The 11,833-nt window shown below is 68.2% G+C and carries 12 protein-coding genes and 1 pseudogene; 6 read left to right on the top strand and 7 right to left on the bottom strand.

All coding sequences use genetic code 11. The annotated features are described in order from the left end of the window. Positions 1 to 275: 275 nt before the first annotated feature. From RPQ07_RS01185 to RPQ07_RS01175, 3 genes and pseudogenes are all read right to left on the bottom strand, one after another. Positions 276 to 1,523, bottom strand: a complete 1,248-nt coding sequence (locus RPQ07_RS01185) for an NADH:flavin oxidoreductase/NADH oxidase family protein (RefSeq protein WP_313942065.1) — start codon at positions 1,521 to 1,523, stop codon at positions 276 to 278. Positions 1,524 to 1,751: 228 nt separating this feature from the next. Further along, positions 1,752 to 2,036 (bottom strand): annotated as a pseudogene (locus RPQ07_RS01180) (alpha/beta hydrolase fold domain-containing protein); the annotation flags it as partial. A gap of 265 nt (positions 2,037 to 2,301) precedes the next feature. Beyond that, complete coding sequence (locus RPQ07_RS01175; protein ID WP_313942064.1) at positions 2,302 to 2,934, bottom strand: NAD(P)-dependent oxidoreductase; 633 nt, start codon at positions 2,932 to 2,934, stop codon at positions 2,302 to 2,304. Positions 2,935 to 3,022: 88 nt separating this feature from the next. Between RPQ07_RS01175 and RPQ07_RS01170 the strand changes: the two genes are divergently transcribed. After that, positions 3,023 to 3,625 carry a helix-turn-helix domain-containing protein gene (locus tag RPQ07_RS01170; protein ID WP_313942063.1) on the top strand — a complete coding sequence of 201 codons (603 nt, stop codon included), beginning with the start codon at positions 3,023 to 3,025 and terminating at the stop codon, positions 3,623 to 3,625. Positions 3,626 to 3,706: 81 nt separating this feature from the next. On the opposite strand, the gene RPQ07_RS01165 is transcribed toward RPQ07_RS01170, so the two are convergent. From RPQ07_RS01165 to RPQ07_RS01155, 3 genes are all read right to left on the bottom strand, one after another. Further along, the gene (locus tag RPQ07_RS01165) at positions 3,707 to 3,838 is read right to left on the bottom strand and encodes a hypothetical protein (RefSeq protein ID WP_313942062.1); all 132 of its coding nucleotides are present in this window, start codon (positions 3,836 to 3,838) and stop codon (positions 3,707 to 3,709) included. Between the two features lie 474 nt (positions 3,839 to 4,312). Then, positions 4,313 to 4,801: an ATP-binding protein gene (locus tag RPQ07_RS01160; RefSeq protein WP_313942061.1), complete on the bottom strand. Its 489-nt coding sequence runs from the start codon at positions 4,799 to 4,801 to the stop codon at positions 4,313 to 4,315. A 74-nt stretch (positions 4,802 to 4,875) separates the two neighbouring features. Beyond that, positions 4,876 to 5,229 (bottom strand): STAS domain-containing protein, encoded by a 354-nt coding sequence (locus RPQ07_RS01155; RefSeq protein ID WP_313942060.1) that lies wholly within the window; start codon positions 5,227 to 5,229, stop codon positions 4,876 to 4,878. Between the two features lie 531 nt (positions 5,230 to 5,760). Between RPQ07_RS01155 and RPQ07_RS01150 the strand changes: the two genes are divergently transcribed. From RPQ07_RS01150 to RPQ07_RS01135, 4 genes are read left to right on the top strand one after another with little or no spacing between them, the layout of a single operon-like run. Continuing rightward, positions 5,761 to 7,314 (top strand): PP2C family protein-serine/threonine phosphatase, encoded by a 1,554-nt coding sequence (locus RPQ07_RS01150; RefSeq protein ID WP_313942059.1) that lies wholly within the window; start codon positions 5,761 to 5,763, stop codon positions 7,312 to 7,314. Next, positions 7,311 to 8,411, top strand: coding sequence for a B12-binding domain-containing protein (locus tag RPQ07_RS01145; RefSeq protein WP_313942058.1), 1,101 nt, complete (start codon positions 7,311 to 7,313; stop codon positions 8,409 to 8,411). Before RPQ07_RS01150 ends, RPQ07_RS01145 begins: the two co-directional genes overlap by 4 nt. Then, complete coding sequence (locus tag RPQ07_RS01140) at positions 8,408 to 8,836, top strand: STAS domain-containing protein (RefSeq protein WP_313942057.1); 429 nt, start codon at positions 8,408 to 8,410, stop codon at positions 8,834 to 8,836. Before RPQ07_RS01145 ends, RPQ07_RS01140 begins: the two co-directional genes overlap by 4 nt. 51 nt (positions 8,837 to 8,887) lie before the next feature. Next, entirely contained in the window at positions 8,888 to 9,394 is a 507-nt protein-coding gene (locus RPQ07_RS01135; protein WP_313942056.1) for a MarR family winged helix-turn-helix transcriptional regulator, read from the top strand. Positions 9,395 to 9,614: 220 nt separating this feature from the next. Here the strand turns inward: RPQ07_RS01135 and RPQ07_RS01130 are convergent, their stop codons facing one another. Continuing rightward, a complete protein-coding gene (locus RPQ07_RS01130; protein WP_313942055.1) occupies positions 9,615 to 9,983 on the bottom strand; it encodes an STAS domain-containing protein in 369 nt (122 codons plus the stop codon). A gap of 528 nt (positions 9,984 to 10,511) precedes the next feature. On the opposite strand from RPQ07_RS01130, the gene RPQ07_RS01125 reads away from it, so the two are divergent. Next, the gene (locus tag RPQ07_RS01125; RefSeq protein ID WP_313942054.1) at positions 10,512 to 11,690 is read left to right on the top strand and encodes a PP2C family protein-serine/threonine phosphatase; all 1,179 of its coding nucleotides are present in this window, start codon (positions 10,512 to 10,514) and stop codon (positions 11,688 to 11,690) included. The last annotated feature ends 143 nt before the right edge of the window (positions 11,691 to 11,833 follow it).

Raw genomic sequence — 11,833 nt, 5'->3', positions numbered from 1 at the left:
TCACGGGCAAGGCCCTTCGTCAGTCCCTCGAGCGCCGCGCACGAACCGCTCGATCGCGACTGGAGGGGTGCTGTGTCAGCCCTGCGTGAGTCGGCGGTATGCGGTGGAGAGAATGCTGGACCAGATTGTGCTCACGGCTCCCGGCAGGGCCGCGGGTTCGGTTTGACTTTCCTTCTCCGGATCGGCGGGCGACGGTTCCTTTGAGGAATGCGAATCGGGTGGCCGATGGCGCCGCGCGGTGGACGGTGTGGACCGAGGCGCCATCGGTCACACCCTCAGGCCTGGGTGGCCCGGGGCTGGGCCAGCCAGGCGCGGTACCTGCGCAGAGCACGCTGTTGCTTGCGGCGCTCTGAGACGAGGGCGATCGTCGGGTGGGTGCCGGGCGTGGTCCTGCGCCCGCGGGCGAGTCGGCGCATCTGATGCCGCACCTGAGCCATGCTGGCGGCGGAGGCGAGGGCCTTGTCGGACCAGGTCACCGGTCGCATGGCTCGGTCGGCTTCGCGGCCCTGGCGCCAGCGTTCGGGGAGGTCGGGGGTGATGGCGAGCGCGGTGCCCATGCCGAGAACCGATACGCCGCTGTCGAGCACCTTCTCCGCGGTGACGCGGCGGGTGATGCCGCCGGTGAGCATCACCGGCAGGGGACTGGTCTTGACGAGGTCCGCGGCGAGGTCGAGGAAGTAGGCCTCGCGGGCCTGGGTGCGGTCGTCGGCGGGGCGGCCGGTCATGGCGGGGCTTTCGTAGCTGCCGCCGGACAGTTCGACCAGGTCGACGCCAAGGGGCGCGAGCATCTCGATCACCTGGCGGGCGTCATCGGCGCCGAAACCGCCACGCTGGAAGTCGGCGGAGTTGAGCTTGACCGCGACTGTGAAGGAGGAGGAGACGGCTGCACGGACGGCGCGGACGATGTCCAGCAGCATCCGGGCCCGGTTCTCCAGCGAACCGCCCCATTCGTCGGTGCGCTTGTTGACCAAGGGGGAGAGGAACTGGGACAGGAGGTAGCCGTGGGCGGCGTGGATCTCGACACCGTCGAAACCGGCATCCTCGGCGCGTCGGGCGGTCACCGCGTAGCGCGCCACGGTCTCGAGGATCTGCCGGGGGGTCATGGCGGTGGGGCGGCCGAAGCGGCTGCTGTGTTTGCCCAGGCTGACGCCGATGTCGGTCGGGCCCCACACGACACCGGGCATGTCCGAGGCGACCTGCCGCCCAGGGTGGTTGATCTGCATCCAGATCGATCCGCCGCCGGACTTGCCCGCCTTCGCCCAGTCGGCGAAGGGCTTCAGGGGGGCGTGCTCGTCGAGCACGACACCGGCGGGCCCGGTCAGCGCCTCGGCATGGACCATCACGTTTCCGGTGATCAGCAGGCCGGTACCGCCGGCGGCCCAGCGCTGGTACAGCGACAGCAACTGCCAGTCGGGGAGCTGGCCTTGTGCGGCCATGTTCTCTTCCATGGCCGCTTTCGCGATCCGGTTCTTCAGCACCTGGCCGGAGGGCAGGGTCAGCGGCGAAAACAGCTCGCTGGTCATCCCGTTCTCTCTTCCATCTCGATTGCTTACGATGTATGCACTACTTACATTAGGGCATCGATGTAATCAGCGTAAACATCGAGAGGTGTGGGGTACGTCGCAGTCGCGCGGCCGGTCGGGTGCCGGCGGAGCGGAACGAGGCGACAAGGGCCCGGGCCTGTCGGCGCCGAGATGGCGCCGACAGGCCCAGCGTGACCGGGCAGGCGCTGCAGGCGCGCAGGATCGCCCGTCCTGCAGTGCGGTGCGGAGAGGACCGACGGCGAGCTTGCGAACGACCTTGGCGGCTCGGGTGTCGCGAAGGCTGTCCACGAGGAGGACGTCGTGGACCGTGTCGGCGACGCGGACGGAGGTGACATCGACGTCGGGCCTCGCGGAGCTTGTTGGGCGTACTGCTCACCCTCGTCACGCAGGACGTCCGCCTCGTCAGTGATGACCAGGGCCGTGGGGGAGTCCCTTGAGCTGATCGAGAGAGGGCTGTGGAGGGGAGGCGTGGTGCTCGGCATATTGAGCGGGATGGGTGGTGCAGGCGTCCGGGCCGTCCACAGCGCGGCGGCTAGGTCTTGTCCGGGCGATCTTCGAGGATCAGCCTGTGGCGTCGGATGCGGTGCATCGCACGGCGGTGGGGGTACCCCCACCGGAGGCTGGGGGAGATCGTCCTCGTACTGGCGTACTCGGGCGACTCCGCCAACACAGCGTGGGGGCACCTCCCGTGCTCGAAGGACTACGGGGGAGTGCCGTAGCTGTCGTCACAGGCCCGACAAGATCGCCCGGACAGGACCTAGTACGCGATGCCCACTGCCTGCTTCAGGGTCGAGGCGTCGTCCGTCATGCGCAGCATCGCGTGGGCCGCGTCCGCCCGGCCGATCGCGTTGCCACCGCGCAGGTTGGCGCCGAGCGCGGTCCGGTAGACGCCGGTCATGGGCTTGTTGGTGAGCTTGGGCGGCCGTACGACCGTCCAGTCGGTGGTGCTCCGGCGGATTTCGTCCTCCATCGCCGTCAGGTCCGCGTACACGTTGCGGTACACGCGCGAGATCAGAGGGGTCACGGCGCGCAGCAGGAGCGTTTCGTCGGGCGGCACCGGGCCGATGGGAGCCGCGCTCACTGCCAGGAAGCGGCGCACCCCCTCCGCCTCCAGGGCCCGCAGGATCGTCCGGGTGCACGTGGTGGCGACGCCTGCGTGCTTGATGGCACGCGCGCCGACGCCTGACAGCACCGCGTCGCGGCCCGCCACGGCCGGCCGCAGGGCCTCTGGATCGTTCAGCCCGGCGGTGACGATCCGCAGGGCCGGGTCGTCGACGGTCAGTCGAGCAGCGTCGCGGACCACTGCGGTCACCTGGTGGCCCGATGCGAGCGCTTGCCGGACGATTTCGTGCCCGACGCCCCCGGTCGCTCCGAAAACGGTCAGTTTCATCGCTGCGCCCCCTGGGTGGGTAAGTACTCACTCACCATTAGGGTGAGTGTTCACCCACCCCTCCGTCAAGCCTTTCCGGAGCGCACACGTGAAGCCTGCACGGGCCCGCATCCTCGACGCCGCCGACCAGCTCATGCGCACCATCGGGCTCGCCCGTGCCACGACCAAGGAGATCGCCAGGGAAGCCGGCTGCTCCGAGGCTGCGCTCTACAAGCACTTCGCGAGCAAAGAAGATCTTTTCCTCCACGTCCTCCAGGAACGCCTCCCGAAGCTAGGTCCGCTGCTCGTCGAGCTGACCGAAGAACCCGCCGGCCACAGCGTCGAGGAGAACCTCGTCACGGTCGTCCGGCAGGCCGCCAACTTCTACGAGTCCACCTTCGCGATCGGCGCCTCGCTCTTCGCCGAGCCCGCGCTACTGCGCCGCCATGCCGAGGGCGTACATGCGCTGGGCAGTGGTCCGCACCATCCGATCGATGCGCTCTCCGGCTATCTGCGCGCGGAGCGTGAGGCCGGCCGGATCGCGCCGGACGCGGACACCGACGCGGCTGCGGCGCTGCTGATGGGCGCTTGTCTGCAGCGGGCGTTCCTCAAGGCGTTCCCGGGCAGCGAGCCGGTCCGTGCGCTCGACGAGTTCGCACGGGCTGTGGCCCGCACGGTCTTCGCGGGCCTGCGCTCGCAGCCGTCCGGCTGACATTGCCTTCTTGGCGGCCGGTCTTCGTGACCCGTTGCGGTCGGCGCACGTCTGCCGGCGCGGTGCCGAGGACTTCTTACGTCATGTGCCGTCCGCCCGATCGATGCTGCCCTGCGGGACCGACATCAGGTCGACGACGCTGGTGGCCCTGGGCTGTTCGTCGGCGAGGTCGATCTCCTGGTGGTCGGCGCTGCTCAGTGGTCGGCGCCGCAATCCTTCGGGAGCTGTTCACGCTGGCGGAGACAGATGCCGAACTCACCAAGCGGCTCGACCGGATCCGACGGATGATGCGCCCCCGCTCATCGACGGGCTTATCAAGTACAGCTGCGCGCGCTGAACCGTGTCTCATCATCACCGCTGACCAACCCCCGCTCCTGGCACGTTCTTCACCGGTTACGCTCCGCGGCGGTGCGGCCGAAAAGGCAAGTGGGTTGCACGTGGCACGCCATCAGACTCCGCAGGCTGAGAGCCAAGACTTCGAGCAACTCTTCCGGTCGCACCCTTCACCCCAACACCCGCGAGTTGGCGATGATCCACCAGGTGCCGGCCAGGTCTGCTCAACGTCACGGGGCCCGGAGCCGGTGCGTCGTCAGCGCCCACGGCAGGCCCAGGAGTCCGCGCCACCGCGGACGACGCCGCCTCCGAACGGGCGGTTACCGCGGCAACTGCCATGAGACCGGCTCTGGTTCAGGCCAGAGGAACCAGCGCGGTGATGTGCTTGCCTCGGGCATGGAGGGTGATCGTGACCTGGTCGGCGAGGCGCCGTACCAGTGGCCAGCCGTAGCCGCCGATCCGTGGTGGTTCCGTGGCGTCGTTGTCGTGGACGAGCGGTGTGCGGGTGCTGGTGTCACCGACGACGACGAGGAGTCCTTCGTCGGTGATTTCCGCGGTGAATTCGGTGAGGCCGCCGCCGTGGCGGAATGCGTTTGTCACCAACTCCGAGGTCACCAGGAGCGCGTCTGCGACCACCACGTCCGCCAGACTTTCCCCTTGCATTCCGCAGAAGCGTGAGTTCAGCAGTCTGGTGACCATGTCACGCGCTGCGGCGGCATTGTGCGGCACCGGTGATAGGGCGTGCGCCGCTTTCCCGCGCTTTCGCACGGCAGCCGTCTCGGCCTCGTCCGGTGCGTGTTCCGGACGAGGAGTCTGGTCAGGTGCCTCGAATTCCACATTCATCGCGTTGTCCTCGTGCCCGGTCGGCCGGGGCACACACCCGCGCGTATGTTCGGAGTGCGGCTCGGCAGGGACGATCAGCACGTGCGCGCTTGTTCGACGCTGCTCGCGAATTGGAAGGCATCCTGCGTTCCGGTGACCTCGAACAGGCGGAGTACCTTGACGTTCATCGGGCCCGCCAACACCAGCGGTATGCCGGCTGCCGCGTGACTGCGCTGGCCGTGCAGCAAGGCATGCAGTGCTGTGGAATCGGCAAACGTCAGACCGGACAGGTCCACGACGGTCCGCCTGCCTCGGTCCTCAGCGGCTTTGGTCAAAGCGTCGACCAGCCGATCGCCGTCCGACCATCCATCCAGGCTGCCCCGGACGCTGATCAGCACCACACCGTCGGCCGAGGGCTCTACAGCCACCACCAGTTCATCACTCGACATGGGGCATATTTTTACAACATCACGGCGCACCGAGGTGACCCGCGGTCGCACCTGGTGATCACGCTACCGGTCACCTGGAATGGCGTGCGGTACGGGCCCGTCGTCCGCGGGCGTCCTGATCAGAGGGCCCGGCGGAAGGGCTGGACCGCCGGTTCCCGACCTCGCTGAACGGCGGGGCGTCGCTCGACCGACCCGTCTGGATCAGTTCGCCTGCTGCCATGCCCGCGTCGGCGTGCTCGTCCGGGGGGATGTGAACCCGGGGTCCCGTACGGCGAGATGCACGCGCACGTCACCTTCACATATGTGCGGATGGTGGGGTGGGTAGGTGCTGAGTTGTCAGGAGGGCGTCCCGTGCGGGATGGTTGCCGAAAGGCAACGTTTCCGTACGAGTTGGTGAGGTGAGGGATTCGCCCAGCGGGTCCTCGATATTTGGTGTCCACTCAAGCGCAGACCGTCGCAGACACGGAGCCGGACTTTCCATGGGGCCGTGCCCCGTACCCCGTGCTGGTCGCTGATCCGGTAGGCACCGTCGTGCAGTGCAACGACGCCGCACAGATACTGCTGCCTGCAGCCCTCCCCGGCACGCCCCTGGCGGACGTGGCCCCGGCCTGGCTGTTCGCGGCCCACGAGGCGATGCGTCCGACCGGCGCCACTGCCGCCCACGACGCCGACACACCGCTCTCCGGTGCGATCGACGGTCGCCGTTTCGAGGCGCACCCCAGCGCCCGCGCCGACGGCACGGTTGCCTGGTGGCTGGTCGATGACACCGACCACCAGCTCGCCCGTGACGCACTCCTGATGGAGAGAGAACGGACCGCGTTCCTCGCGAAAGCGTCCAGCACGCTGCTCTCCTCCCTCAACCTGGGACGCTGCATGGACGTGACCGCGCAGTTGGCCGCCGAGAACCTCGCAGATGCCGCCCTGGCCATCGCGCCCGCCCGGGGCTACCGGCTGCCGGTGGTGACCTGCCTGCGCGGTGGCACCCCCACCACGTCACAGGAAACGGTGGACCCGGACGACGTCCCCGGTCTCGGTGAGGCGCTGCGGGGATTCCCGCCGGTGCCCTCTCGGTGGATCGACCCGGCTTGTGCCCCGGCGTGGATGATCCCGGACGGCTTCGGGCCCATCGGCTCGATAGTGATCACCCCGCTACCCGGGCACGGGGTCCCTGCCGGTGCCTTGGTGCTGCTTCGCAAGGCGGACAGTGCCTCCTTCACCGACGAGGAAGAGGTCTTCGCCCGACTCTTCGCGGCGCGTGCGGGGGCTGCGATGTCAGCTGCCCGCTTGTACGCGGAGCAGACGGCGATCACCGAGGTGCTGATGCGGGAGCTGCTGCCCCCGACCCTGCACCAGATCGCCGGGGTGGACTTCGCCGGCAGTTATCGCCCGTCGGCCGACCATGAGCGGATCGGTGGGGACTTCTACGACGTGTACCCCGCCACCGTCGAAGGGGAAGCCTCGCTCGTCACGCTCGGGGACGTGTGCGGCAAGGGCCTGGAGGCCGCCGTCCTCACCGGCAAGATCCGCAATACCCTGCATGCTCTGCTGCCCATGGCCGACGACCACCAGCGCATGCTGACGCTGCTGAACACCGCGCTGCTGAACTCCCACAACACTCGGTTCGCGACGCTGGTACTGGCCTCCGCCGCCCGTCGGGGCAGCAACGTCGAGCTCAGGCTCACCAGCGCCGGACATGCGAAACCGCTGGTCATCCGCGCAGACGGGACCGTGGAGGAGGCTGACACCTGCGGGCGGCTGGTGGGGGTCATGCCGACCGTTCCCGCCAACACCACGACGATCACCCTCGCACCGGGGGAGTCCTGCATTCTGTACACCGACGGAATCACCGAGGCCCATGGCGGTCCGCTGGGTGACACCCAGTTCGGAGAGGAACGCCTCAAGCGCGCCCTCGCCGGGTGCGCAGGAATGCCGTCCGAGGGCATCGTGGAGCATATTCAGATGCTCGCGTCCCAGTGGCTCGGCAACCGCCGTCATGACGACATGGCCGTCGTCGCGATCTCTGCACCGCGTACCCACCATCTGAGTGCGGTGGATGGTCACACTCGGGGCAGGTACACCGCATGAGCTTGAGCACGAGCACACCACCTCGCCTTCCATGCGGCGCCGAGTTCGCGCAGTTGGCCGACCAGCTGTGGCACGGCGTGGCGGCCGGAGACGAGTACGCCGCCACCGAGATCGTCCTGCGCGCCCTCGACGACGGCATCGAACCGGAGAGCGTGCTCCTGGACGTGATCGCGGCGGTGCAGGGCAAGGTCGGCGAGGAGTGGGCCGCGAACCGGATCAGCGTTGCTCAGGAGCACGCGGCGACGTCCATCAACGAACGCGCCGTTGCCGCGCTCGCCCTCCACCCGGCCGCCCGCAGGACGCCCACCCTTGGCAGGATCACTGTGGCGTGCGTGGACGGCGAGTGGCATGCGCTGCCGGCCCGGATGGTGGCGGAAGTGCTGAAGCTGCGCGGATGGCAGGTCGACTACCTCGGCGCGCAGGTCCCCGCCCCGCACCTGATCTCCCACCTGCACACCACAAAAGCCGACGCGGTCGCGCTGTCCAGCTCGATCGCGACGAGGCTGCCCACCGCGCACGCGGCGATCACCGCTTGCCAGGCCGTGGGAGTGCCCGTCCTGGTCGGCGGTGCCGCGTTCGGACCGGACGGCCGGTACGCGCGGTTGCTGGGGGCCGAGGCCTGGGCGCCGGACGCCCGTACCGCTGCCGACCGGCTCGCCGGGGGACCGCTGCCCCGCCCGCAGGTCGACCACCAGCAGATGGACGACCTGCCGCATCTGGCCGACCAGGAATACACGATGGTCACCCGCAACAGCGACAACCTGGTGCGCACCGTCTTCCACGCGCTGGAGGACGCGTTCCCCGCCATGCGCGCCTACGACGACATGCAGCGGGAGCGAACCGCCGAAGACCTCGCGCACATCGTGGAGTTCCTCGCGACCGCCCTCTACCTCGGTGACGAAAAGCTCTTCACCTGGTTCATCACCTGGACCGCGCAGATTCTTGTCGCACGGGGCGTGCCCGCGCAGTCTCTGCCGCCTGCTCTGAACCTCTTCGCCCGTGAGCTCAAGGACTTCCCCCGGGCGGCCCGCATCCTGCAGCGCGGCGTTGAAGCGCTCGCCACCGCACCTCGGACCACCACTGGAAAGCCCGCATGACGACGCTGCCCCCCGCCCTGCACCTGACCACTGTGGATGCCGAGAACAGAGTCCGCATAGAGATCAGCGGGAATCTCGACTACGACAACGCCGACCTGCTGCTGGACGAGGCCACCGCGCAGCTCTCCGCCCGCCCGCAGCTGACGGACTTGCATCTGCACTGCGCGGGTATCGGCACGGTCGACTCCATGGGGCTGTCCATCTTGCTGATGATCGGCAGACGCACCGACGCAGCAGGGGTGCGCCTCCACTTGGAGGACCGGCCCGAGAAGCTGGACCGGCTCCTCCACGTCACCGGTACGCTTGAGTACTTCACTGTGACGTCCCCCACCGGAGCCGCGATGTCGCACGAGGAGTCTGCGCCTCCCGCGGTCGAGAAGGAAGCGCGAGCGGCCCGCCCGACCGGACCTGACAGCACCACCTGAGAGCCACTGCCCGGCCGATCACCGGGCAGAAGCACCCACCGACGGGGAGCCATGCCCGCACCAGACGCCATCCCCAGCAGCATCTGCGACGAGGCGACCCAGAGCGCCAGTGGCATCGCCGAACTCCTCGACGTGATGTGGGGGCGCGTCCAGGACTCCACCGCCGATGCCACCGCCCCGGCCTCGGCCTCACAACTGCGCCTGATGTACGTCGTCGAGCGGCAGGACGGCATCCGGATGCGGGCTGTGTGCAAATTGCTTGCCGCCTCGCCTCCGAACGTCTCCCGCATGTGCGACCGCCTGCAGGCCACTGGTTTCCTCGAACGGCTGCCGTGCCCCGACAGCGGACGCGAGATCACCTTGCGACTGACCACCGCGGGCAAGCGGCACCTGGAACGCATCCGTGAGCAACGCAAGAGCATGCTTCACCGGGCCATCCACAACATGCCCTCCGTCGAACGCCGTGCCCTGGCCATAGGACTGGCAGAACTTCGGCATCAGCTCACCGCCGCGGCCGACGAGGAGCACGAGAGACCCGGTGCCCACAGCGCAGCCTGAATCCGTGCAGAAGTCGGGCCGGCCGTGTGACGTCCGGATTCGGTGCAGTGGAGCGTGCGAGCAGCCAGGCTCGTAGGACCGACAGGCCCGTCGGCGCTCGGCGACATTGTCTTCGCCCCCCTTGCGGTGCCCCGAGGCTGATGATCCCGCGGGCTTTCCTCCTCGAAGGCCGCCTCACCTGGTCAGCCGTAACCGGGCTCCCGATCGTTCGGAGCAGGGTTCAGCCGCTACGGCGCATGGCGGGAGGCATGTCCTTGCGGGTGGCGGCACGAGTGTCCGGATAGATGGCGAAGACCTGTTCGAGCCCGAGGATCCGCAGGACGCGCAGCGTATTGCCGGGGACGGCGGCCAGGGCGACGCCGGCCTGTGCCGCTTGTGCGTGGTTGCGCGCGAGGATCAAGGCGCCTATGCCGCTGGAGTCGCAGAGTTCCAGGTGGGCGAGGTCCAGGACCAGCCGTTGCCCCGGATGCAGGACCAGGGTGGTGATGAAGGCGCGCAGCTCGTGCGCGGTGTCGTAGTCGAGGTCGCCGGTGATCTCGACTACGGGACCGGTGGCCGCGTCGCGCGCGGCGATCTTCAACGTGCTCATCTCGACAATTCGTAGCCGGGCGGGTTCACGGATGGGTGCGGGAGCAGTGCGGTGTCGTCGTCCGCTGCCCGCCCAGTGGTCTCCAGGAAGGCGGCCGACGCCTGAATCGGCGCCCCGGTCAGGGCGCCGACGCATGGGATAACGAAGTTCCGTAGGGCGAGTCACCCTGGCAGCGCGGTCGGCCTCGGTGCGGGCAGCTGAGCCGGCCGTGGCCGAGCCGAGACTTGCCGCCGCAGGGGTGGGGTCGTTGGCTTGAGGTGGGCCTTCACGCGCAGTCTCGCGCCCGCCTGCGCGCTCACGCCTACGTGGGATCAGTGGATCAACAGTCCGGTGACCGGTGATGGCGTCACGCGGTGCTTCGTGCAGGATAGAGTTGATAGTTGTCGTATGACAACGTTCTTGGTAGGTCATGGTGTCTCATGGAGTTGTGAACTCTCCGCATTCCTTTGCAACCGGATCGCAGGACCCACGCTCTGAGGCCGCGTGCCACCCAGCCTTCTGACCGCTTCCGAAGAAAGGGCGCCCAGCGTGACAGACTTTCAGGCCGTTGAGCGCGCTGTCCGCACAGGGGCTCCCAATGAACTGCTCGACACGGTGCGTGCCGCGTTGATCGAGCGCTTCGACGCCACCGAGGTCAACCTGCTCATGGCTGACTACAGCCTCACCGTTCTTCAGCCGGTGACGGCACTTCCGCACACTGCCCAGCCCCTGTCCGTACAGACCAGTCCAGAGGGCCGTGCCTTCGGCAGCCAGGAGCCATATGGCCAGTACATCGCGCAGGACGGCGCGGTCGACCTGCATCTGCCAGTGACCGTACGTGGCGACAGACTCGGGATCCTGACCGTCCGCCTTCCCGAACACAGATGCACCCCTCAAGCCGTAGACGAGATGACAGGTCTCGCCGAGTTCTTGGGGCACGAAATCATCGTGGCGGAACGCGACACCGATCTCTACCTGCAGGCCCGCCGAAGCCGGCGGCTCACCCTGGCGGCGGAGATGCAATGGCAACTTCTGCCCGCCCGTGCCTGCGCGCGCCGGGAATACGCCATCGGGGCACAGTTGGAGCCCGCCTACGACATCCACGGCGACAATTTCGACTGGGCCACCACGGCCGACACCCTCACCCTCACCATCACCAACGGAATGGGCGAGGGAATCCAAGCCTCACTGCTGACGAATCTGGCAGTCAACGCCCTCCGCAACGCCCGCAGGGCCGGCATCGCCATCGCCGATCAGGCTGCGCTCGCCGATCAGGCGATCTACGCCCAGTATCGCGGTGAGCAGTATGTCTCGACCCTGCTGCTGTCCTGTGAACTGGCCACGGGACGGGTGCAGGTGGTCGACGCCGGATCCCCGCAGCTCTGGCGTTACCGTGACAAGGCCGTGGAGCGCGTCGATTTCAACGCACAGCTCCCGCTGGGGATGTTCGACGAATCCGCCTACGAGGCGCAGGAATTCCAAGCCCTGCCCGGCGACCGCCTGGTCTTCGTCAGTGATGGTGTCTACGGCGCCGTCTCGAAAGCGGGGGAGAGCTATGGCGAACGGGCGCTTGCCCGAGCGATCCACGCGGTCAGCTTCCTGCCTGCGGCCGCGGTCCCTCGGGCGGTGCTGCAAGAGCTCACGGAGTACCGCGACGCCGACGCGGACGACGACGCCTTGGTCGTGTGCCTCGACTGGTTCGGCCGTACCTCGGCACAGACGCACTGACAATAGAGGAACCGAGCCTTCCGCCGCGTGGGAAGTCTGCATGCGATGGCGCGGATGGGGCGCTACTGGCGGCTGGAGCTCGATCCCGCGTCTCGCCTCTGGCTCGGGCATCGGCAGGACGGATGCACCTGCTGGGACCGCGT

The sequence above is a fragment of the Streptomyces sp. AM8-1-1 genome (assembly GCF_032229325.1).
GTDB lineage: Bacteria > Actinomycetota > Actinomycetes > Streptomycetales > Streptomycetaceae > Streptomyces > Streptomyces achmelvichensis.
The sequence above is the reverse complement of the archived record's forward strand: the minus strand, read 5'-3'. Positions and strand labels throughout refer to the sequence as shown.